At 59.3% G+C, this 20687-nt stretch carries 21 protein-coding genes; 4 read left to right on the plus strand and 17 right to left on the minus strand.

Annotated elements, in window-relative coordinates; all coding sequences use genetic code 11:
* Window positions 1–2 precede the first annotated feature (2 nt).
* Window positions 3–719, minus strand: coding sequence for a bifunctional protein-disulfide isomerase/oxidoreductase DsbC (gene dsbC / locus ACK3CV_RS20565; protein ID WP_033654072.1), 717 nt, complete (start codon window positions 717–719; stop codon window positions 3–5).
* A 26-nt stretch (window positions 720–745) separates the two neighbouring features.
* Entirely contained in the window at window positions 746–1645 is a 900-nt protein-coding gene (gene xerD / locus ACK3CV_RS20570; RefSeq protein ID WP_033638574.1) for a site-specific tyrosine recombinase XerD, read from the minus strand.
* A 106-nt stretch (window positions 1646–1751) separates the two neighbouring features.
* Here xerD and fldB point away from each other — a divergent pair, with 106 nt between their 5' ends.
* Entirely contained in the window at window positions 1752–2270 is a 519-nt protein-coding gene (gene fldB / locus ACK3CV_RS20575; RefSeq protein ID WP_164141224.1) for a flavodoxin FldB, read from the plus strand.
* Between the two features lie 37 nt (window positions 2271–2307).
* Here fldB and creD read toward each other — a convergent pair whose 3' ends face one another.
* From creD to sdhE, 5 genes are all read right to left on the minus strand, one after another.
* Window positions 2308–3672 carry a cell envelope integrity protein CreD gene (gene creD, locus ACK3CV_RS20580; protein ID WP_164141222.1) on the minus strand — a complete coding sequence of 455 codons (1365 nt, stop codon included), beginning with the start codon at window positions 3670–3672 and terminating at the stop codon, window positions 2308–2310.
* A gap of 80 nt (window positions 3673–3752) precedes the next feature.
* Complete coding sequence (creC, locus tag ACK3CV_RS20585; protein ID WP_164141220.1) at window positions 3753–5171, minus strand: two-component system sensor histidine kinase CreC; 1419 nt, start codon at window positions 5169–5171, stop codon at window positions 3753–3755.
* Window positions 5168–5863 carry a two-component system response regulator CreB gene (gene creB, locus ACK3CV_RS20590; protein WP_047570655.1) on the minus strand — a complete coding sequence of 232 codons (696 nt, stop codon included), beginning with the start codon at window positions 5861–5863 and terminating at the stop codon, window positions 5168–5170. Before creB ends, creC begins: the two co-directional genes overlap by 4 nt.
* Entirely contained in the window at window positions 5863–6285 is a 423-nt protein-coding gene (locus ACK3CV_RS20595; RefSeq protein ID WP_033649453.1) for a protein YgfX, read from the minus strand. Before ACK3CV_RS20595 ends, creB begins: the two co-directional genes overlap by 1 nt.
* The gene (sdhE, locus tag ACK3CV_RS20600; protein ID WP_004931679.1) at window positions 6266–6532 is read right to left on the minus strand and encodes an FAD assembly factor SdhE; all 267 of its coding nucleotides are present in this window, start codon (window positions 6530–6532) and stop codon (window positions 6266–6268) included. Before sdhE ends, ACK3CV_RS20595 begins: the two co-directional genes overlap by 20 nt.
* 320 nt (window positions 6533–6852) lie before the next feature.
* Between sdhE and ygfZ the strand changes: the two genes are divergently transcribed.
* The gene (ygfZ, locus tag ACK3CV_RS20605) at window positions 6853–7845 is read left to right on the plus strand and encodes a tRNA-modifying protein YgfZ (RefSeq protein ID WP_033654068.1); all 993 of its coding nucleotides are present in this window, start codon (window positions 6853–6855) and stop codon (window positions 7843–7845) included.
* Between the two features lie 38 nt (window positions 7846–7883).
* Here ygfZ and ACK3CV_RS20610 read toward each other — a convergent pair whose 3' ends face one another.
* Together ACK3CV_RS20610 and trhA are read right to left on the minus strand one after the other, a co-directional pair.
* Entirely contained in the window at window positions 7884–8381 is a 498-nt protein-coding gene (locus ACK3CV_RS20610; protein ID WP_033649451.1) for a DUF2165 family protein, read from the minus strand.
* A 150-nt stretch (window positions 8382–8531) separates the two neighbouring features.
* Window positions 8532–9206, minus strand: coding sequence for a PAQR family membrane homeostasis protein TrhA (gene trhA / locus ACK3CV_RS20615; RefSeq protein WP_038871224.1), 675 nt, complete (start codon window positions 9204–9206; stop codon window positions 8532–8534).
* A gap of 183 nt (window positions 9207–9389) precedes the next feature.
* Here trhA and ACK3CV_RS20620 point away from each other — a divergent pair, with 183 nt between their 5' ends.
* Together ACK3CV_RS20620 and ACK3CV_RS20625 are read left to right on the plus strand one after the other, a co-directional pair.
* Window positions 9390–9998: an HD domain-containing protein gene (locus tag ACK3CV_RS20620; RefSeq protein ID WP_025304127.1), complete on the plus strand. Its 609-nt coding sequence runs from the start codon at window positions 9390–9392 to the stop codon at window positions 9996–9998.
* Between the two features lie 195 nt (window positions 9999–10193).
* Window positions 10194–13346 carry a DUF4214 domain-containing protein gene (locus ACK3CV_RS20625; RefSeq protein ID WP_049212597.1) on the plus strand — a complete coding sequence of 1051 codons (3153 nt, stop codon included), beginning with the start codon at window positions 10194–10196 and terminating at the stop codon, window positions 13344–13346.
* A 55-nt stretch (window positions 13347–13401) separates the two neighbouring features.
* On the opposite strand, the gene ACK3CV_RS20630 is transcribed toward ACK3CV_RS20625, so the two are convergent.
* From ACK3CV_RS20630 to ACK3CV_RS20665, 8 genes are read right to left on the minus strand one after another with little or no spacing between them, the layout of a single operon-like run.
* Complete coding sequence (locus ACK3CV_RS20630; protein WP_049212596.1) at window positions 13402–13605, minus strand: hypothetical protein; 204 nt, start codon at window positions 13603–13605, stop codon at window positions 13402–13404.
* On the minus strand, window positions 13602–14528 hold the full coding sequence (rbsK, locus tag ACK3CV_RS20635; protein ID WP_033635835.1) for a ribokinase: 927 nt from the start codon (window positions 14526–14528) through the stop codon (window positions 13602–13604). Before rbsK ends, ACK3CV_RS20630 begins: the two co-directional genes overlap by 4 nt.
* On the minus strand, window positions 14525–15433 hold the full coding sequence (alsK, locus tag ACK3CV_RS20640; RefSeq protein ID WP_164039809.1) for an allose kinase: 909 nt from the start codon (window positions 15431–15433) through the stop codon (window positions 14525–14527). Before alsK ends, rbsK begins: the two co-directional genes overlap by 4 nt.
* Window positions 15434–15444: 11 nt before the next feature.
* Window positions 15445–16116 (minus strand): D-allulose 6-phosphate 3-epimerase, encoded by a 672-nt coding sequence (gene alsE, locus ACK3CV_RS20645; RefSeq protein WP_033639463.1) that lies wholly within the window; start codon window positions 16114–16116, stop codon window positions 15445–15447.
* A gap of 31 nt (window positions 16117–16147) precedes the next feature.
* Window positions 16148–17182, minus strand: coding sequence for an ABC transporter permease (locus ACK3CV_RS20650; RefSeq protein WP_147823256.1), 1035 nt, complete (start codon window positions 17180–17182; stop codon window positions 16148–16150).
* A 10-nt stretch (window positions 17183–17192) separates the two neighbouring features.
* On the minus strand, window positions 17193–18179 hold the full coding sequence (locus ACK3CV_RS20655) for an ABC transporter permease (protein WP_033635839.1): 987 nt from the start codon (window positions 18177–18179) through the stop codon (window positions 17193–17195).
* Window positions 18172–19689 (minus strand): sugar ABC transporter ATP-binding protein, encoded by a 1518-nt coding sequence (locus ACK3CV_RS20660; RefSeq protein ID WP_033635840.1) that lies wholly within the window; start codon window positions 19687–19689, stop codon window positions 18172–18174. The genes ACK3CV_RS20655 and ACK3CV_RS20660 overlap by 8 nt, the downstream gene beginning before the upstream one ends.
* 2 nt (window positions 19690–19691) lie before the next feature.
* A complete protein-coding gene (locus ACK3CV_RS20665) occupies window positions 19692–20675 on the minus strand; it encodes a substrate-binding domain-containing protein (protein WP_164141218.1) in 984 nt (327 codons plus the stop codon).
* Between the last annotated feature and the right edge of the window lie 12 nt (window positions 20676–20687).

Raw genomic sequence — 20687 nt, forward strand, 5'->3', positions numbered from 1 at the left:
GATTAACCACCGGCTTTGGTGGCGGCCTGGTGCGCATCCAGCATGGCGGCCATCTCTTTCGGCCCCTGATAGCCCGGGATCATCATGCCGTTTTCCAGGATGATCGCCGGCGTGCCCTGAATGCCGAACTGCACGCCCAGCTCGTAATGCTTGCTGATGTCGGTTTTGCAGGTGGCCGGAGAAACGGCGTCGCCCTTCATGGCGGCGTCGAACGCCTTGGCCTTGTCGGCGGTGCACCAGATCGACTGCATGTCTTTCTCAGCCTGGGAGGCCAGCCCCTGGCGCGGGAACGCCAGGTAGCGCACGGTGATGCCCAGATCGTTGTACTCTTTCATCTGCTGGTGCAGCTTGTGGCAGTAACCGCAGGTGATGTCGGTGAACACGGTGATCACGTGTTTCTCTTTCGGCGCCTTGTAGACGATCATCTGATCTTTCAGCGCGTCCATCTTGCTGCCCAGCAGTTGGTTGGTCACGTTGACCGGCTCTTTGCCGCTGACGTCGAACAACGGGCCCTGCAGGATATGCTTGCCGTCTTCGGAGGCGTACAGCACGCCGCTGTCGGTCAGCACGGTTTTCAGTCCATTGACCGGTGAAGGCTGCACGTCCGCCTGCTGGATGCCCAGGCTGGCGAGCGCTTTTTTGATCGCCGCGTCATCGGCATGGGCGGCGCCGGTCACCGAAGCCACCAGCAGTGAGAGCAGCATTAAACCTTTTTTCATTGTTCCAATCCTTTCGAACCCGCCGCTCAGGCGCGCGGGTGATGCTGTTGATGTAGCTGTTTCAGTCGTTCGGTCGCTACATGAGTATAAATTTGCGTGGTAGAGAGATCGCTGTGCCCTAACAACATCTGTACGACACGGAGATCGGCCCCATGGTTCAGCAAATGGGTGGCGAACGCGTGCCGCAACACGTGCGGCGACAGACGCTCGCTGTCGATGCCCGCAAGGATGGCATAGTGTTTGATGCGATGCCAGAACGTCTGTCGGGTCATTTGCTGGCAGCGGGTGCTAGGGAACAGCACATCCAGCGTCTGGCCGTTGACCAGCCACGGGCGGCCGTGCTCCAGATAATTTTCGATCCAGTAGACCGCCTCTTCGCCCAGCGGCACCAGCCGCTCCTTGTTGCCCTTGCCGATCACCCGCACCACGCCCTGGCGCAGGCTGACGTCGCTGATGCTCAGCCCCACCAGTTCGGAAACCCGCAGCCCGGTGGCGTACAACACTTCGAGCATCGCCTTGTCGCGCAGTTCCAGCGGCTGATCGACGCAGGGCGCCTGCAGCAGCGCATCGACCTGCGCCTCGCTCAGATCCTTCGGCAAACGCTGCGGCAGCTTGGGAGACGCCAGCTGCGCGGTGGGATCGTCGGCGCGCAGCTTTTCGCGGTACAGGTACTGAAACAGGCGGCGCATGGCGCTCAGCAAACGCGCGGAGCTGGTGGCCTTGTAGCCGCCGTCCACCCGCTCGGCGAGAAACGCCTGCAGATCCAACGCCTGCGCCTGCAGCAAGGCGGTGTTTTGCTGGCCAAGCCAGGTGCCCAGCGCCTGCAAATCCAGCCGGTAGGAGGCCAGCGTATTTTCCGCCAGATTGCGCTCAAGCCACAGCGCATCCAGGAATTGTTCAATCAGCGCATGGTCTTGCTGTTGCACGCGGTCCTCTCTTTGTTGCATTTCCACCCGCGCCATTATGCCTTAAGCCGACGCAAATCAGGTATACTCGCTGCAATTCTCTAAACGGCAACGTAACGGTTTACACATGAAGATTGGTCTGTTTTACGGCTCCAGCACCTGCTACACCGAGATGGCGGCAGAAAAAATCCGTGAGATTCTGGGTGAAGACCTGGTCGACCTGCACAACCTGAAAGACGTCTCTCCCAAGCTGATGGAGGACTATTCCATACTGATCCTCGGCATCCCGACCTGGGATTTCGGCGAACTGCAGGAAGACTGGGAAGCGATCTGGCCGCAGCTGCCGACGCTGGATCTGAAAGGCAAAATCGTCGCCATGTACGGCATGGGCGATCAGCTCGGGTACGGTGAGTGGTTCCTTGACGCGCTGGGCATGCTGCACGATCACATCGCGCCGCTGGGCGTGCAGTTCATCGGCTTCTGGCCAACCGAGGGCTTCGAGTTCACCAGCCCCAAACCGCTGAGCGCCGACGGCAAACACTTCGTCGGCCTGGCGCTCGATGAGGTCAATCAATACGATCTGAGCGAAGAGCGCCTGCAGCAATGGTGCGAGCAGATCCTGTTGGAGATGGAGCCGCTGCTGTAGCCGCTATCGGGCGCTCAACGCGCCCGATTTCCCCCGCTTATTTCCACAGACGAAAGCGTGGTTCGTCTTCGCCGGCCGGCGTCTCCTTTGCCAGACGCGCCGGATCGGCCACCTGATACCAGTCCAACTTGCGCGTCAACAGCATAATGCCCGCCAGAATGGCGAACAGCAGCCCCGCCCCCAGCACCAACGCATTGTCCTCCGACTGCAGCAGCAAATAGAGCACGCCGTACAACAGCAACAGGCTCGCGGCGAACAGCGCACCACGCAGCTTGCCGCGCAGCACGGCGCTCAGGTAGAAGCCGATCAGTCCGCTGCAGGCGATGCTGGCCGCCAGGTAAGCGAGAGCGAATCCCAGGTGTTCGGAGAAGGCCAGCAGAATCAGGTAGAACAACACCAGCGCCGCGCCGACCAGCAGGTACTGAATTGGGTGCACCCGCAGCCCGGTCAGGGTTTCGAACAGGAAAAACGCCATAAATGTCAGCCCGATAAACAGCAGCGCGTATTTGACCGCGCGCTCGGTCAACTGATAGTGATCGACCGGTTCGACCAGGCTGGCGCTGAAGGCCGGCAGCTTGTCCTCGTCGATAATGCCATCGTCGTAATGGAACGCACTGTTGATGTTGTTGGCGAACCAGGTGCTGCGCCAGCGAGCGCTAAACCCTTGCTCCGTCACCTTGCGTTCGTCCGGCAGGAAGTTGCCGAGGAAATTCGGGTGCGGCCAGTTGCTTTGCAGCTGCAGCTCGCTGCTGCGCCCCAGCGGCACCAGTGACAGGCTGCTGGTGCCCGCCAGCGTCAGGGTGAAGTCGGCGCTCAGCCCCGCTTTTTGTTGCAGCGCCGCCAGCGTCAGCGGGGCGTGGATCCCCTGGCGCAACGATCCCACGCCGGTGCCCGGCTCAAACGCCACCGGCTGCGGCGTTGCCAGCGGGGAAATGCTCTTGATGCCGCGAGAATCGCTCAGCGCCACCAGCAGGAACGGCTGACCGACGGTCACGTTGGCGCGTTGCAAATCCGCCAGCTCCGGCTGGCCGAAACGCACCTTGAAGTTCAGCGGCCCCTGGTAAACCTGCGTCTGATAAATGCCCAACTTGCGCACCTCTACTTTCGGCGCCCCCTGCACCTGAAGCGACTCCGGCAGCAAATAGCGGTAATGCTGCACCCGCTGCACTACCGTTTGTCCTTTCTCGTCTTTCTTCTCTTCTCGTTCGACGTAGGGAATGACAATCAACGGACCGAGCACGCGCTGCGCCCCGCTGGTGCTTTCGCTCACCTGCCCGACCACGCTTTGCCGATAGCCGCTGCGTTCGTCGATCACGCTCATCAGTTGGGCGATGGGGATCAACATCACCACCATCAATCCCAGCAGCGTGGTTATTTTCCAGAAAAGTACCGATTTCATCATGCTCGCTCCTCGTAGGTAATGAGGCCACGATAAAACCCGCAGGTGAAATCAGAATGTGGTTATGTGAAGGGAAGGTGAAGTCACAGCGATAACATGAACGTCGCTTCCACCCCGTGCGGCCGGCGGTTGCGCAGGTGAATGCCGCCATGATGCAGACGGGCGACCTCCTGCACGAAGTTCAGCCCCAGCCCGCTGCTTTTCGGCCGTTCGGCGCGCGGCAACGAATAAAAGCGCTCGAACACCTTATCGAACGCATAGTCAGGAATGCCGCTGCCGTCGTCGCAAACGCTGATGCAGTAATGCTGTTCCCGCCGTTCGCCTCGCACGCTGACGCAACCGCCCGGCGGGGTAAAGTCGATCGCGTTGTCCAGCAGGTTGGTCAGCGCCTGGCTGATCAGCAACGCATCGCCGTTCAGCGTCACCTCCGCCAGCGCCTCCAGCCGCAACCTGACGCCGCGCTGCGTCGCCTGCGCCTCTTTACCCGCCACCGTCTGGTCGATCAACGCCGCGATCGCGATGGGCGCCGTCTCCATTTCTGGCCGGCTCTCCAGCCGCGCCTGCACCAGCAGTTTATCCACCAGTTGCTGGATGCGCGCGCTTTGCTGCTCGATGTTGGTGAGAAAACGCCGGGCGGTTTCCGGCGGTGGCAACTCCTGCAATAGCTCCGCCGCGCCTCTAATCGCCGCCAGCGGGCTTTTCAGCTCATGCGTCAGGGCATGCGCATATTGTTCGATATAGGCTTTGCCTTCCAGCTTCAGGCGCATGCTCTCCAGCGCCTGCGCCAGTTGGGTCAGTTCCCGGCCGCCCACTTTGGGCAATGGCGCATTTTCGCCCTGCGCCACCCCGTCGGCATAACGCACCAGCCGGCCTATCGAACGGGTGATCCACCAGACGAACACCGCCCCGATCAGCAGCGCGATCCCCAGCAGCAACGCGCCGGCCCACAGAATGCGCCGTTCGCTGCGTTTGATCACCGGCGCCATGGTGCTGTTGGGTTTGCCCACGGTGAGTACGCCGATAATACGCCCTTGTTCTATCACCGGCGCGGCCACATACATCACCGAACTGTTTTCATCCTGCGGGTCGCTAAGGGTGCTGCGGGCGCCGTACTGGCCGCGCAGCGTTCGATAAACGTCATTCCAGCGCGAATAGTCCTGCCCCTGCGCGCGGCCGGCGGAATCGAAGATGACCCGGCCCTGGGCATCGGTAAGATAGACGTGGTATTCACTGCGGTCCTTGCGGATGCCGGAAATGTTGGCGCCGATCGGCCGCTGATTCAGCTGCGTAAACGCCTGCGCCAGTTGGCCATGCGCCGCATCGCCGCGCTGCATGTCCTGACGGGCGATCTGCGCCAGCAGGTTGGCGGTGTCCACCAGCGTGCCTTCGGTAGCGCGCCGCACGCCGGGCTTCACTTCCTGGACGAAAATGCTCAGCACGAAGTACCCGGCCACCGCTACGATCAGAAAGTACCCCAGCAGCAGGCGCAGGCCAATTTTCATGGCTGGCGGCTCACGCTGTAGCCCAATCCGCGGTGGGTGTGGATCGGCGGTTCACCGGGTTCAACCGCACGCAGCTTGGCGCGCAGCGTTTTGATGTGGGTATCGACGGTGCGATCCAGGCTTTCTTCCGCCTGCGCCCAAACGCTTTCCATCAGTTGCTGCCGCGAGAACACCCGTCCAGGCGCCAACAGCAGCGTTTTCAGCAGCAGGTATTCGTAACGGGTCAGCGACAGCGGCCGCTGATGGTAGGAAATGGTGGCCGCGTCTTCGTCGAGCGCGAAAGCGCCGAAATGGTAGGGCGCGCTCTGCTGCAGGCGCTGCTGCTTGTGCAGGCGACGCAAAATGGTGCGCACCCGCGCGCTGACCTCGCGAGGGGAGAACGGCTTGGCGACATAGTCGTCGGCGCCGATTTCCAGCCCGATCAGGCGATCCACTTCATCACTGCGGGCGGTGAGAAACAGAATCGGCAGGTCGGCCGCCTGAGCCAGCAGGCGGCGACACAATTCAAAGCCGTTGATATCCGGCAAACCGACATCGAGGATAGCGAGCGCGGGCGCGCCTTGCGCCAGCGCCTGCAACGCTGGTTCCGCGCGTTCGAACCAGCGCACCTCGAAGCCTTCGCTCTCCAGCGTGTAAACCAGCGTATCGGCAATGCTGGGTTCATCCTCCACCAACCAGAGTACGGGTTTCATCAGGGATCCTCGCCGTCACCCGCCGGCGGATACAGCAACAGCTGCCGCAGGTGGCGCCACTCCTCTTTGCTCATGCAGTCGGAAGCCAGCCACAGCCGGCGGCGCTTTTTGCCCTCCATCGGCAGCAGCGTCAGCAGCATGCCGTAACCCGGCATCCACGGTTTTTTCGCCAGCCGCCACTCGCGGCCGTGCCAGCTGAAGCGCCGGTCCGCCAGCAGCCGCAGCTCGCCCTGCGCCGCGGCGATGCGCTTCTGGCTGCGAATGCACTGAAACACCACCAGCGTCAGCAGCACCAGCCAGAGCGGGCCAAAACCTTCCGGCCAGGGCGAAATCAGGATCAGCAGGATCAACACGCCGTGGGTCAACAGTGAAAACAGCTGGGTGCGCCAGGAAATGCGGATATCACATCGCCACTGGGCCACGGTCTTTATTTCGCGTTTGGATCAGGGTCACCATTCTCTGCAGCTCGCCGTCCTGCGGCGCGCCATGATTCATCAGCCAGTTGAACAAATCGGGATCGTCGCACTCCAGCAGGCGGATAAACAGCGCCTTGTCCGCGTCATTCAGGCTGTCGTATTCGTATTCGAAGAACGGCATGATGGAGATGTCCAGCTCGCGCATGCCACGGCGGCAAGCCCAGTGAATACGTGCTTTGTTGTTAATATCCATGTTGTTATGACTCACCTCTTTTCAGCGCGGCAGCGCCAGCGCAGGGTTCAAATGACACACTGTATGGCAACGCCGTCGCAATATAATTCCATCAGCCGGGGATCTGTCTGCAAGGGTGCCCTGGCCGCAAGCCTATAGAGTAACAATTTGACATACACGCCGGGAAGGCGCTTTGCTGCGGAAAGCGTAATAAAGCGCAAAATGCCAAAAAAAGCGCACCCCGGCGCCGCGGCGCGAATAACAGTTTGCAAAGCCCGCCGCCTCTTTTACCATGGGTTCAATACCCTTCAGGTAAGCTAAACGTTGAGCAGGAACTTACTATGGCGCATAACATTCCATTCCCACCCCGTCAGCCCTCCGCTTCCACCCATCTGCCCCTGACGCTGATCTCGCTGGAAGATTGGGCGCTGGTGACGTTGAACGGGCCGGACACGGTGAAATATCTCCAGGGCCAGGTGACGGCGGACATCGACGCGCTGGCGGCCGATCAACACGTGCTGTGCGCCCACTGCGACGCCAAGGGCAAAATGTGGAGCAACCTGCGTCTGTTCCACCGTGGCGAAGGCTTCGCCTATCTGGAACGCCGCAGCGTGCTGGACAGCCAGCTGGCGGAAATCAAAAAATACGCGGTGTTCTCCAAAGTCACCATCGCCGCCGATAACGACGCGGTGTTGCTGGGCGTCGCCGGTTTCCAGGCGCGCGCCGCGCTGGCGGATCTGTTCGCCACGCTGCCGAGCGCCGAGCACCCGGTAGTGCAGGACGGCGAGACCACGATCCTGCACTTCAATGCGCCGGCGGAACGTTTTCTGCTGGTGACCCGCCCCGCCGTGGCCGAACAGCTGATCGGCAAACTGCATGACCAGGCGGAACTGAATGACAGCAGCCAGTGGCTGGCGCTGGAGATCGAGGCCGGTTATCCGGTTATCGACGCCGCCAACAGCGCGCAGCTGATCCCGCAGGCCACCAACCTGCAGGCGCTGGAAGGCATCAGCTTCAGCAAAGGCTGCTATACCGGTCAGGAGATGGTGGCGCGCGCCAAATTCCGCGGCGCCAACAAGCGTGCGCTCTACTGGCTGGAAGGTAAGGCGGCCCGCGCCCCGCAGGCGGCGGAAGACCTGGAGCTGCAGCTGGGTGAAAACTGGCGCCGCACCGGCACCGTATTGGCGTCGAGCCAACTGGCCGACGGCAGGCTGTGGGTGCAGGTGGTGATGAACAACGATTTGGACGCCGACAGCAAGCTGCGGGTGCGCGAGGATGCCGCCAGCCAGCTGGCGATCAAACCGCTGCCGTATTCGCTGGCCGAAGAGAAATAATCTGTCGGCCGCAGGCGCCCTGCCTGCGGCCGTCTTCGTTACTCGTCCAACTCCCCGTCGCGCTGCACCAGATAAATCAGCACCAGAATGATGGTGACGAAGAAGCGAAACGCATCGGGCACGCCGTTCCACTGTTTCGACATCCACATGCCAAACCACTCGCCCCCAATCGACATAAAGCCGACCTGCCAGGTGAGGAAGCCCAGCGTCAGCCCCACTACCGCCAGCTTTTTCCGGCCGTTGAAAGCTTTAGCGGGCAGTTTCAGGCCGCACAGCAAGCGCAGGCCGCCGATCCAGCACAGCAGCGCGGTCAGGCTCTCCAGCGCAATGATGAAGATATAGCCGGCGTGATGCAGCCACGGCGTTTGTATCGAACGGTAGCCGATGGTGGCGTCGGGGAAAATGGTGTCCATCATAAAGACGTGGCGCACGAAGGCGAAGTTGGAGCCGTAATCGGTGATATTGCCGAAGGCCACTAGCGAAGCGAACAAAGCGATAGCGCAGACCAGCAGCGCTTTGGATAAGCGAACGATCATTGTGATGAGTCCTGAACAAAGTTTAGAGAAAGAGTATGCGGGCTCAGAAATGAAAGAACGGGCTTGCTGGATACCCGAAAGAAGCAAGCGCCTCTTTTTTAAAACAAAAGAGGCGCCTGTTCAATACGCATTCAGACGTAGCGATAACGTTTAGACGTAGAGGTAGATCGCCATGAAATGGCAGGCGCTGCCGCCGAGCACGAAGGCGTGCCAGATGGCGTGGCCAAAGCGAATGCGCTTGGAGGCGTAGAAAATCACGCCGAGGGTATAGACCACCCCGCCTATCGCCAGCAGCGTGACGCCGCCGGCCTCCAGCCGCGTAACCAGCTGATAAATCACGATCAGCGACAGCCAGCCCATCGTCAGGTAGGTTACCAGCGACAGGGCTTCAAAACGGTGAGCGAAGGCCAGCTTGAACAGCACCCCCAGCAGCGCCAATCCCCAGATTACCGCCATCAGGCCCTTCGCCAGCGGCGAATCCAGCCCCACCAGCAGAAACGGGGTGTAAGTCCCGGCAATCAGGAGATAAATGGCGCAGTGGTCAAATTTTTTCAGCCAATGCTTGGCCTTCTGATGCGGGATCGCATGGTACAGCGTGGAAGCGAGAAACAGCAGGATCATGCTGCCGCCGTACAGGCTGTAACTGGTGATGGCCGTCGCATCGGCGCCGGTATTCACCGCCTGCACCAGCAGCAACACCAGGCCGACGATACCGAACACCAGCCCGATGCCGTGGCTGATGCTGTTGGCGATCTCTTCCGCCCACGGATAAGCTGCGGCGACAATCTTATTGTTCCCGGCTTTCACTACGTCCGTTTTCCCCATAACGCGCAACCCCTCAAAATGCCCTGCTTTGTGCGAAATTAACGCAAAGCAGCTTAACTGAGAATAATTCCAGTGTACACGTGTACGCTAAAATAAAAATGTGAACGCGTGTAACCATCGAAATCGCCCGCCCGGTGGTCTACAATCGTCAGGCTTCAACCCACCCACCTTGAGGTTTACACCATGTCATCCGCTGTACCCGCGTTAGATTTCGGCTCAATGACCCAGGTCATCCAGTTCCTGATGGAAATCGATAAGTTGAAAGGCGTGCAACGCCGCACCAAAGTGCTGGGCACCCAGCGCCAGGAAAACTCCGCCGAACACAGTTGGCACTTCGCCATCGCCGCCATGAGCCTGGCGCCCTACGCCGGTGATGACGTAGACATTCAGCGCGTGATCCAGATGGCGCTGCTGCATGACATTGTGGAAATCGACGCCGGCGACGTGCTGGTCTACGATCTGGCGGCCCGCGCGGCGATCCACGATCAGGAAGTGGCAGCGGCGCGCCGCCTGTTCGGCATGTTGCCGGAGGCTCAGCGCGAGTATTTCACCGCTTTATGGCAGGAATATGAAGATGGCGAAAGCGCCGATGCACGCTTCGCCTTGCTGCTGGATCGCACCATGCCGATGCTGATGAACCTGCACAATGAAGGCCAGAGCTGGGTGGAAAACGGCATCAGCCTGGAGCAGGTGCTGGCGCGCAATGCATCGATCGCCGACGTGCACCCCGAGCTGTGGCACCACATGGAGCAACACCTGCGGGATGCGCAGCGCAAAGGCTGGTTGAAGTAATAGTATCTGCTGCAGTGAATACACTGCAGCCTGTTTATTTCACCCGACGGCGGCTCCATACTTGCTTTTAGACGTCATCGTAGCGGTCAGTTCAAGCAAACCCAGCCCCGGCACGAGACATGTGTCTCATACTTGCTTAACCCCAGGTTCTCTCCTTTACTTACCTTTTTCGCATCCATTTCTTTGGGGAAAGTCATGAGCTCACTTCTCGTTCAACGCGATGTCGCCGCATTATTTTATGCCGTCATAGGAAAAAAAGCCGACATTAAAGATATCGATTATTTTTCAAAAAAATTGGCACAAGAAAACCTCTCCCTTGCTGCATTAACAAATAAATTAATCAATTCTGAATTAGGTCAATCACGCCTGTCGCAATTAAATAACAGTGAAAAAATACAGTTTATTTACCATAATCTTCATGGTGCCGACGCATCGGAGGAAATACTCGCTTACCTTCTCAGCCAATTGGAAAAAAGTGGCGATCTCGGAAGTCTTGCGGCTTACATGAACAACGAACTTTTGCACTACTCCGGGCAAGAAGTCATTTTAAAAGAACAACAAGCCGCGTTGATTGAAACCGTCAATCAAACGCTATTCCCCTCTTTTAACGGCTCAGTATCAGACGGAGCCGAATGGGTGCAGGGTTTTTATTATGCAGTGAAATCAACGATGACATCCGATGGTATAAACTATTGGGGCAACGTGATAAATAAGCACCCTGAACAGTTAAATCTGATTGCACAAAAATTTGTCGATGGTAAAAAAACGTTGTCGAACCTTAGCGACAATGATTTCGTCATCAAAATTTATGAAAATATTTTTGGATCAGCCCCCGATAACAACCAACTACAAAAATATACTGCCGGGTTAACTATCAATACGGAAAACCGTGGCGATGTTATAGTACGAATGATTAATGACATCCGCAATGATGACACCAGCGAACATGCTGATGCCAAAGCGATTTTTTTGGCTAACACGCATGTTTATACCGCCGGAGAGTTACCGGCACCGGTGTATCAAGAGGCCATAACTGCAATATACTTGAGCATTGCCGGTTATTATATTGATGCCAATGCATTGGATACCTACAGTAAGCAATTAGCCGCAGGGCGCTCTGAGAGTGATATCCTCGCCATGTTCGCTAAGCAGCCTGCATTCGCCAAAGCCGCCTCATATCAGATAATATTCAGTAATTTATGGGGAAGACCCATGACGACAGCCGAGTCTGTCGCAATTATGAACGAAAGTGGTAATGATGCACTGAAGGCAACACTGGCGGTATTGGCGCACTTTCGTGCTAATGAGAGTATTATTTCAGGCAATGGCGGAGCTCCGGGCAGTTATGCGGTCCAACAATTCGAAAAAAAGATCGGAGTCAATTTAAACTATGTCAAACAGGGGGTGCTGACAAAAAGTGATGAAAACGGAGCATTAACGGGAACAATAAATAATCATGGCGTCGAACATGTTATTTCCAATGCTGAGTTACTCATGCTGAATGACATTACGTTGAACGTCATGAAATCAGGCACTGTCGACATTAGTCAATTGAATGGGTGGCATACCCTTACCATTGACGGTACTGAGAATGTTTTACTGAAGTTGTTCACGCAAGCGCTCAATAATATTAATATATTCCTGAAAAACCCGAATGTCACCTTGGCAAACCCTATTACTGGGAACAATCAAAACGTTATCATCACGGCAGATGCGGATATGGCGCATGCCACCGGCGAGCTTCGATTCAATTTTGCAAAAAATATCAATGTACAGTGGCAAGGCAATAGCATCAATGACGGCGCCAATAGCGTTAGCAATACTTTCAAAATTAAGGGGTATGACCAAGGTTCGGTATTAACGGCTAATCTCATCACCAAGAATGTGTATCTCACCACAGGTAGCGAAGGTACGCTTTCCGGCACGATTGCCACCAATGTAGGTAACTTTACGCTTTTCCCCCAGATCGATTTGGCGGGCTATCGCGGTACGGGTTCTATCTACCTTGACGGACAATTAGTCGGCAACGAGGGCAGGCACGTATTTGATATCGGCCTCTTGGCCGATCCCTCTATCGCTAACATACACAACAAGGATTATAAGCATATCACCGACCTGAAAGCCCCCGAGCTTTGGGATCCTGCGTGGGGAATGCCAAACGGTTTTACGGGTTCATACGGTTTTGCGCTGTCTGGCTTTGCCGATAACGTTACGGTGATTAATGTGCCGGTAGATTCATTTATGGATGCCCCTTTTAGCCAACGCGCTCTGGAAATCACCGGTAATGCCGGTGAAAACAGCCATATTACCTTCGAGTACGCCCCCGATTACCGTTATAAAAATTTTTCACCCGTGATGACAATTAGTTTTGATGCGAAAAATATAGTTCACGCTGATGCCGGCACTTTATCGTTCAAAACCGATACGGTCTATATTGACTCTGGTATTCCGGAGGTCAGAGAGTTTTTGGAAATATCATCCAAGGGAGATGCGGAAAACACCCTACGCCTTGAGGGCCATGACAACCATATCAGTGAAATTAACATTACCGGTGATAAGGCGCTTAACCTCACCATCAAAAACAATTTCAGCGAAGAATTGAAATCCATCACCAGTCACATGGCTAATAGCACACCACTGCATTTGACCGTGGAACAAGGGGGGACCGGCGGCGGGCAGTTCTATCAGCTGCTAAAACAATTAGACGGACTGACGGGATACGATGCCATCATGTCCCAATTGGCCGGTTACCAACTGTCGATCGCCAACGATGCCCCTACGACCAGCGGCATCCAGGCTAATCATATCTACAACGTAATGGGCAATACGAGTCTGGCAACCGGCAAAGGCGCGGATACGGTGGTATTCAACCACAGTACCATTGATAACATGGTCACCTTTAACGATTACGAAAACAGCAGTACGCAAAATGCATCATGGGTTGAAGGCGACAACATTGCCGTCGGTGATATCGACCGGCAGTGGCTCTTTTCCGCGGGTGGCAGCAAGACTATCGATCTCGTCGGCAGCTTATCCCTGAATGAGCTGACAGTGCTACTCTCCGGAATGAATGTCCAGACGAATACGACTCCGCAACAATTGTTCATTGAACTGGTATCTACAGTCACTCAAGGCCACAGTCAGAGTGCATTGAGCGAAGTCAGCGCCTTATCGTTGAATGGATTCTATTTTGTGATGGTGGATAAGAATCTGAATCACAGTTTGGACAACGATGACATTATTTTTGGTCTCACAAACGACAATGCCTTCAACATGGCCCATTACGATTCACCCGTTCTGGAAATTAATGGCATTGGCAGTTTTACCCATGATGCCCTCGCTGCATAGCTGCTATTTATCATGCACAACTTTCACGCCGGGCTTTGACCCGGTGTGAAAGTTACTACGGTTTGTGCGCCCTCCCCTTCGCGGCAATCACTGCCCCCAGCGCGCTCAGTAACGCCCCCAGCATGCAGTCCAACAACGGCCCGGCATAACGTACCCGGGTCAGAAACGGTTCGGTGATGAGTGCCGCCTGCGGGATGCGCAGCGCAAAGGCTGGTTGAAGTAAGTGAACCAGGCCGCCGCCGCAGGCCGTTATCGTCACGCGAACGCCCGTTGGCGTTCCAACGCCTCCTCATAGCTCGGCATCGATCCCGCCGCCCCGGCGCGCTCCACGCAGACAGCCGCGTAGGCGGCGGCGAAGCGCACCGCATCGGCTAACGGCACCTGATTCGCCAGCTGCGCCGCCAGGGCGCCATTAAACGCATCGCCCGCGCCGGTGGTGTCTTTCGGCTGCGCCGGAAACGCCGGGATCAGCTCGCTGTTTTCCCCGTCCGAGAACAACGCTCCCTGCGTCCCCAAGGTCACGATCAGCAAGCGAATGCCCTTGGCGTGCAGCACCTGCGCCGCCTGGCGCGCCGAAGCCGCATCCCGCACCGGCACGCCGGTCAGCAACGTACACTCGGTGGCGTTGGGCGTCAACATATCAACCTGCGCCAGCAGGCTGTCCGGCACCGGCTGAAACGGCGCCGGGTTGAGAATGATGAACGTCTGCGCCTCGCGGGCGATGGCGATCACCTGCTCAATCGCCGGCAGATTGTTCTCCAGCTGGGTCAACAGAATGTCCGCCGCGGCGATCGCCGGCCGGCACTGGCGCACCTCATCTTCGCTGACCGTCAGGTTGGCGCCGGGATCGACGGCGATCATGTTCTCCGCCTCCTCGCCGGCAACATAGATAAGCGCATTGCCGGTCGGGCAATCGCCGGTCGAGAACAGTGTCACCGCATCGAAACCAGCGGCGGCGAGGTGGCGCCGGGCGAAGGTGCCGAAGTCGTCGCGCCCCACCTTGCCGATGTAATGCACCCGCGCCCCGGCGCGCAGCGCGGCGGTGGCCTGATTGGCGCCCTTGCCGCCCGCGCCCATCATGCTGTTGCGGGCGATCAGCGATTCGCCGGGCTGCGGAAAGCGCGCCATGCCGGCGACGATATCCAGGTTGAACGAACCGAACACGCAGACTTTGCCTTTCATTGCGGGTACTCCCTGCTCAATTGGAAATGGCGCCGGGCGGCCAGGCAGGCGCCTTTGCTGCCGGTTTCATCGCTAAGGCGGCTGATGGAGATCGCCAGCCCCTGCGCCGGCTGCGGCCCGCGCAGATGGCGGCGGATCTCTTGCTCCAGCTGCGCCAACGGAAAACCGCTCATGGCGATCACGCCGCCCCCCAGGATCAGCCGCTCTGGATCGAGCACGTTCATTTCGATGGCGATGGTCTGCGCCAATCGTTCGACGAAGCGCCGCAGATCCGGATGTTCGCCGTGGCGTTCGAACAGCCGTTCGAACGGCGTTTGCGCCGCGTTGGCATGCGCCCAGCCGGTCAGCCAGTGACCGGAGGTCAGGCTCTCGACGCAGCCCCGTTTACCGCACGGGCACTCGCCCTGAAGGCCCGGCCAGGGAATGTGCCCCAGCTCGCCGGCGGCGCCGTGCGCCCCGTGGTAAAAATCGCCGTTCAGCCACAGGCTATTGCCCATGCCGGTGCCCAAATACAGCCCCACCGCCACCTGCGGCAGCGCCGGCAGCTGCTGCAAGTCCCACCACAGCAGGTGATTGACGTCTTTATCCATCCGCACCGGCAGCGCCAGCAAATCGGCCAACAGCGCCGCCACCGGCTGAGCATCCAACGCCGGAATGAACGGCAGCGACAGCACCCGCGAGCGATCGCGGCTGAGGATACCCGGCAGCCCCAGCATCACCTGCGCCACCTGACGATCCTGGCAATGCCCGGCGATCAGGCGGCCCAACGCCACCAACGGATCGGCCTGCCGTGCCCAATCGGCGGTCGCTATCTTGCGGTACCCGCTAAACTCGCCGTCATCATCCATCAACAGCAGGCGGGTATTGGTGCCGCCGACGTCAACGCCAAGAAAATGCCGCATCATGTCCCCCCGCCTCAAGCCGCCTGCCGCATCTGATCCAGCATTTTTTCCCATGCCGTCTCCAGATCCGGATCGAGGTTGAACAGCCCGGAGCTGCCGACGATCAACACTTCCGCGCCGGCGCCCATCAGATCGCGGTAGGTCCGCTGATTGCAGGATCCGTCGATCTCGATCAGATAGCGCAGATTTTGCTGGCGTTTCAGATCGCGCAACTGGCGGATCTTTTCCAGCATTTCGGGAATGAACGGTTGCCCGGCATAGCCCGGATCGACGGTCATCACGGTGACCTTGTCCAGCAGGTGAAGGTAGTGGCGGATAAACTCCACCGGCGTGGCCGGGTTCAGCACCACCCCCACTTTTTTGCCCAGCGCGCGGATTTGATTGATCACCCGAAACGCGTCGCGGTTGATGGTTTCGGCGTGCGGGCAGATAAAATCCGCCCCGGCGCGGGCGATCGGGTCGATGAAATCGGTCGGGTTCTCCACCATCAAATGCACATCCAGCAACAACGAGGTGTGCGGGCGGATCTGTTCGATAAAGAACGGCGACAGCGTGATGTTTTTAACGTAGTGCCCGTCCATGATGTCGATATGCAGCATATCGGCGCGGCGATTCAGCACCGCCAATTGCTGGCGGATATCCATCAGGTTCATGCACATCAGTGAAGGTGAAATCTGGTATTTCATTAGCGTTATCCTGCGCAAAAGGGAAAAGGGATCAGTGGCCCGCCGCGGTTCTGGCCTGGGCCGCGCTGCGGCGCATCGCCCGCCGCTGCCGATAGCGATGCCGGAAAAACTTCATCGCCAGCACCGCGATCAGCACCGCGCCCCACATCGCCAGACTGAAATGCGGGCTGACGTTCATCAGGTTCAAACCGGTCGCGATCACCTGCAGCACGATCAGCGCCAATACCACGCCGCTGACCCGACCAAAACCGCCGAATGGATCGGTGCCACCCAGAATGATCGCCAGCACCGTCAGCAGCAGGTAAGAGTCGCCGTAGCCCATGCGCGCCGAGTTGAAGCGCGCCATCATCACCAGCCCGGCAATGACGCACAGCAGGCTGGAGAGGGTGTAAATGGCGATCAGCACCCGATGGGTATTCACGCCGCTGAAGTGGGTAGCGTTGATGTTGCTGCCGCTCATGTAGATGCATTTGCCGAGCCGGGTTTTCTGCAAGAACAGCGCCAGCAACGCGGCGACCGCCAGGAAGATCCACAGCGGTACCGGCACGCCCAGCACGCTCTCAGCGCCGATAAACCGCACGATATCCGGCATGCCGCTCAGGGCCGCGCCGCGCGTCAGGTAGATGCCGATGCCGTTGACCGTGGTCATGGTCGCCAGCGTCACCAGAATCGGATGCGCGCCGACGTACGCCACCAATGCGCCGGTCGCCGCGCCGATAAGCCCGGCCAGCAGCATCGCCGCCACCAGCGCCAACACCAGCCACACCGTCTGCAATCCCAGCCCGGCGTCCGCCGGCAGATAGCTGATGAACAGCCAGGCCATCAGCAGGCTGGTCAGGTTGGCGCTGGCGATAATGCACAGGTTCAGGCCGCCGCTGAGGATCGGGATGAACATCGCCAGGGTCAGCAGGCCCAGCTCCGGCAGCTGGAACGCCACGCTGGTGAAGGTGGCGCCGCTGAAGAAGCGCCCCGGCATCAGCATGCTGAAGGCCAGCACCACCGCCAGCAACAGCGCCAACAGGCCGACGGCGGTGCCGTCCGGACGAAATTTCAGGTAGTTGCCCATCAGGCGCTCCTCAGGCGAAACCGACGTCGGTTTCTTTGCGTTTCTTGTAGTGAGTGACGGTGATCGCCGCGACGATCACCAGGCCGATCACCACGTTCATGAAGTAGCTGGACACGCCGATCAGGTTGAGGCCGTTTTTCAGCACGCCGATCAGGAATACGCCCATCAGCGTGCCGATCACGCTGCCCTTGCCGCCGTTCAGGCTGGCGCCGCCCAGCACCGCCGCCGCCAGTACGTCGAGCTCACCGCCCACCAACGCGTTGGGCACCACTTCGCCCATGCGGTACACCTGCACCAGGCCGCCGATCGCCGCCATCACGCCCAGATAGCCGTAGGCGAACAGGTGCAGCAGGCCGACGCGAATGCCGATGCGCCGCGCCGATTCCGCATCGCCGCCGACGGCAAACAGCTGGCGCCCGAGGTGCGTCTTGTTCAGCAGCAGCCAGGTCAGCAGCGCCACCGCCAGCATCACCAGCGTCGGCAAACCGAGCTGATAGCTCTGTTCACCCAACTGGAACGGCAGCACGCTGCGTGGCAGCGTCCACCAGTCCGGCAATGCGTACAGGCTGCGGCCGTTGGTCAGCCACATCAGCATGCCGAACAACAACGCCTGCATGCTGATGGTGACGATGATCGAGACGATGCGCAGACAGTAGATCAACAGCGCGTTGACCATGCCCAGCGCGGCGCCGATCGCCAACGCCAGCAGAATGCTGCCCGCCGGGCTGGCCAGGCCGTAATGGGTCGCCAGCGTGGCGATCAGGTACTGCACCACCGAGGCCACCGCAGCGAAGGAGATATCGATGCCGCCGGTCACCAGCACCACGAACAGGCCGAGGGCGAAAATGCCGCTCACCGCATAGCTTTCGCAGAGATCGAGCAGGTTTTGCACCGTTAAAAACTGCTCGCTGAGCAGCGAAAAGACGATGACCGTCAGCAGCAGCACCCAGGCCAGGTAGCCTTCGTTGCCGCGCGGTTTCAGGCTGAATCTACGCATTGACCGCCTCCGCCAGCTGTTGCTGGCTCACCTGCCCCGGCAGGTACTCGCCGATCACGCTGCCGCCGCTGAAGTGCAGCACCCGATCGCAGTTGTAATACACCTCCGGCACTTCGTCGGAGATCAGCAAAATGGCGATCCCCTCCTGCGCCAGCAGATGGATCAGTTGGTAGATGCTGGCCTTGGCGCCGACGTCGACGCCGACGGTCGGCGAGTCGAGGATCAGGATCCGCGGCTGGGTCAGCACCCACTTGGCCAACACGATCTTTTGCTGATTGCCGCCGGACAGCGTCGAAACCGCCTGCTCCGGATCCGCCACCCGCACGCCGAGTTTGGCGATCCACTCCGCGACGATGCGATTCTTGCGGTAGTCGTCAATCAGGCGAAAACGCCCGCGCAGCTTATCGAGAATGGTCAGCACCGCGTTGTCCGCCACCGACTGTTGCTGCACCAGGCCGAGCGTCAGGCGATCCTCCGAGACGTAGCCGATGCCGGCCTTGATCGCGTCCTCATGGCCGCGAAAGCGCACCGGTTTGCTGTCGAGGTAGAGCTTGCCGCTGTCCGGCCGAGTCATGCCGAACAGGCTCAGCGCCAGCTCGGTGCGCCCGGAGCCGAGCAGGCCGCATAGACCGAGCACCTCGCCCTGATGCAGCCGGAAGCTCACGTCCTGATACTGCCCGGTGCGGCTGAGGCGATCCGCCTCCAACATCACCCGATCCTTATTCATGCTCGGTGACTTCAGGCGATAGTCCAGCTTCAGACCGGTCATCAACTCGGTCAGACGATCGCCGGTGATCTCCGCCGCCGGCCAGGTGCCGATCTTGTTGCCGTCGCGGATCACCGTGACGCGATCCGAAATCTCCAGCACCTCGTCCAGCCGGTGGCTGACGAACACCACGCAGATGCCTTTCGCTTTCAGGTAATCCACCGTGCGCAGCAGCTGATTGACCTCGGTGCGGGTCAGCGAGGCGGTCGGTTCATCCATGATCACCAGCCGCGCCTCCGCCACCAGCGCGCGGCAGATCGCCACCTGCTGGCGCTGGGCGATCGGCAGCTCCGCCACCCGTTTGTCGAGATCCAGATGGAAACTCAGCTCTTGCAGCAGGCGCTCGGCGGTGCGCCGCAGCCGTGCCGGGCGGTACCATCCCAGCAGCCCATGCAGGTTGTGCTCGAAGGCGATGTTTTCCGCCACCGTCAGGTTGGGAAACAGCGACAGATCCTGGTAGATCACCTGAATGCCGAAGGCGCGCGCCTGATCCGGCGACAGCCGGTCGAAGGTGTGCCCGTCGATGGTGATGCGGCTGCCGTCGTCCGGTTGATACACGCCGGCGATCGCCTTGATCAACGTACTCTTGCCGCAGCCGTTGGTGCCGGCCAGGCAGTGCACTTCCCCCGGCATCAGCGCCAGCGAGATAGCGTTCAGCGCACGCTGCCCGCCAAAGGTCATCGACAGCTGTTGCAGCGCGATCAGCGGCACGCCCTGGGTTGCCGTATTGCCGGAAATCGCCATGATTACAGCCCCATCTTCACCAGCTTCGGCAGGTTTTGCTTATCCAGGCTTTCGGTGGTGTTGCCGAGAATGGTGTGCTGCTGCGCATCCACCTGCACCTTGCCCATGCCTTCGATGGTCATGCCGTCGGTGATCTTTTCTCCCTTGTGCATCATGTCAGCGATGCGCACGAACACTTCGCCCGCCACCATCGGGTTCCAGATGTAACCGCCCTTGATGGCGCCGCGATTGACCAGCGAAGCGCCCTGGCCCGGGCTGAACGGCCCGATGACGCAGATATCGTTGCTTTTGCCGCGGTTGAGCACCGCGCGACCGGCGCCGATCGGCCCCTGCGATCCGAACGCCAGCACGCCTTTCAGATCGGGATATTTGGCCATCAGATCGTTGGTGGTGCGCACGCTGTCATCCAGCGATTCCCCCACGCCGAACTTGTCGCCCACCAGCTGCATGTTCGGGTAGTGCTGCTTCTGGTAGTTGATGGCCGAGTCCGACCAGGTGATATGCAGCGGCACCGTCAGGCTGCCGACGTACACCGCGTACTTGCCCTGCTCTTTCATGCAGGCGGCCAGCGCTTTCATGTGGTTGACCCCGTGCTGCGAGGCATCCACCAGCTCAAAGTCCCAGTCGGCGTACTTCTGGCCCGGGGATTCGTGCACGATCACCTTGATGCCCGCCTCCTGCGCGCGCTTGAGCACCGGCTCCAGTACCCGGGCGTCGTTCGGCACCACGCCGATGATGTCCACCTTCTGCGCGATCAGATCTTCGATGGCTCGCACCTGCAGCGCCGGATCCGCCGCCGTCGGCCCGACCATCCAGGCGTCGATGCCGCGTTTGGCGCCTTCGTTTTTGATGCCGGCCTCCATGGCGTTGAACCACGGAATGCCGCCGATCTTCACCACCACGCCCATTTTCAGCTTGTCCGCCGCCTGCGCGGATAGCGACAGCAGCAGCGAGGCAAACAGACCGACCAGTACGGATTTTTTCATTGTTCTCTCTCC

The sequence above is a fragment of the Serratia sp. TSO36 genome, from assembly GCF_057808395.1.

Bases quoted from the DNA above. Each gene is read 5' to 3' on its own strand.
- dsbC (WP_033654072.1), bottom strand. From the start codon at position 719: ATGAAAAAAGGTTTAATGCTGCTCTCACTGCTGGTGGCTTCGGTGACC.
- fldB (WP_164141224.1), top strand. From the start codon at position 1,752: ATGAAGATTGGTCTGTTTTACGGCTCCAGCACCTGCTACACCGAGATG.
- creD (WP_164141222.1), bottom strand. From the start codon at position 3,672: ATGATGAAATCGGTACTTTTCTGGAAAATAACCACGCTGCTGGGATTG.
- creC (WP_164141220.1), bottom strand. From the start codon at position 5,171: ATGAAAATTGGCCTGCGCCTGCTGCTGGGGTACTTTCTGATCGTAGCG.
- creB (WP_047570655.1), bottom strand. From the start codon at position 5,863: ATGAAACCCGTACTCTGGTTGGTGGAGGATGAACCCAGCATTGCCGAT.
- sdhE (WP_004931679.1), bottom strand. From the start codon at position 6,532: ATGGATATTAACAACAAAGCACGTATTCACTGGGCTTGCCGCCGTGGC.
- ygfZ (WP_033654068.1), top strand. From the start codon at position 6,853: ATGGCGCATAACATTCCATTCCCACCCCGTCAGCCCTCCGCTTCCACC.
- ACK3CV_RS20610 (WP_033649451.1), bottom strand. From the start codon at position 8,381: ATGATCGTTCGCTTATCCAAAGCGCTGCTGGTCTGCGCTATCGCTTTG.
- trhA (WP_038871224.1), bottom strand. From the start codon at position 9,206: ATGGGGAAAACGGACGTAGTGAAAGCCGGGAACAATAAGATTGTCGCC.
- ACK3CV_RS20620 (WP_025304127.1), top strand. From the start codon at position 9,390: ATGTCATCCGCTGTACCCGCGTTAGATTTCGGCTCAATGACCCAGGTC.
- ACK3CV_RS20625 (WP_049212597.1), top strand. From the start codon at position 10,194: ATGAGCTCACTTCTCGTTCAACGCGATGTCGCCGCATTATTTTATGCC.
- rbsK (WP_033635835.1), bottom strand. From the start codon at position 14,528: ATGAAAGGCAAAGTCTGCGTGTTCGGTTCGTTCAACCTGGATATCGTC.
- alsK (WP_164039809.1), bottom strand. From the start codon at position 15,433: ATGATGCGGCATTTTCTTGGCGTTGACGTCGGCGGCACCAATACCCGC.
- alsE (WP_033639463.1), bottom strand. From the start codon at position 16,116: ATGAAATACCAGATTTCACCTTCACTGATGTGCATGAACCTGATGGAT.
- ACK3CV_RS20650 (WP_147823256.1), bottom strand. From the start codon at position 17,182: ATGGGCAACTACCTGAAATTTCGTCCGGACGGCACCGCCGTCGGCCTG.
- ACK3CV_RS20655 (WP_033635839.1), bottom strand. From the start codon at position 18,179: ATGCGTAGATTCAGCCTGAAACCGCGCGGCAACGAAGGCTACCTGGCC.
- ACK3CV_RS20660 (WP_033635840.1), bottom strand. From the start codon at position 19,689: ATGGCGATTTCCGGCAATACGGCAACCCAGGGCGTGCCGCTGATCGCG.
- ACK3CV_RS20665 (WP_164141218.1), bottom strand. From the start codon at position 20,675: ATGAAAAAATCCGTACTGGTCGGTCTGTTTGCCTCGCTGCTGCTGTCG.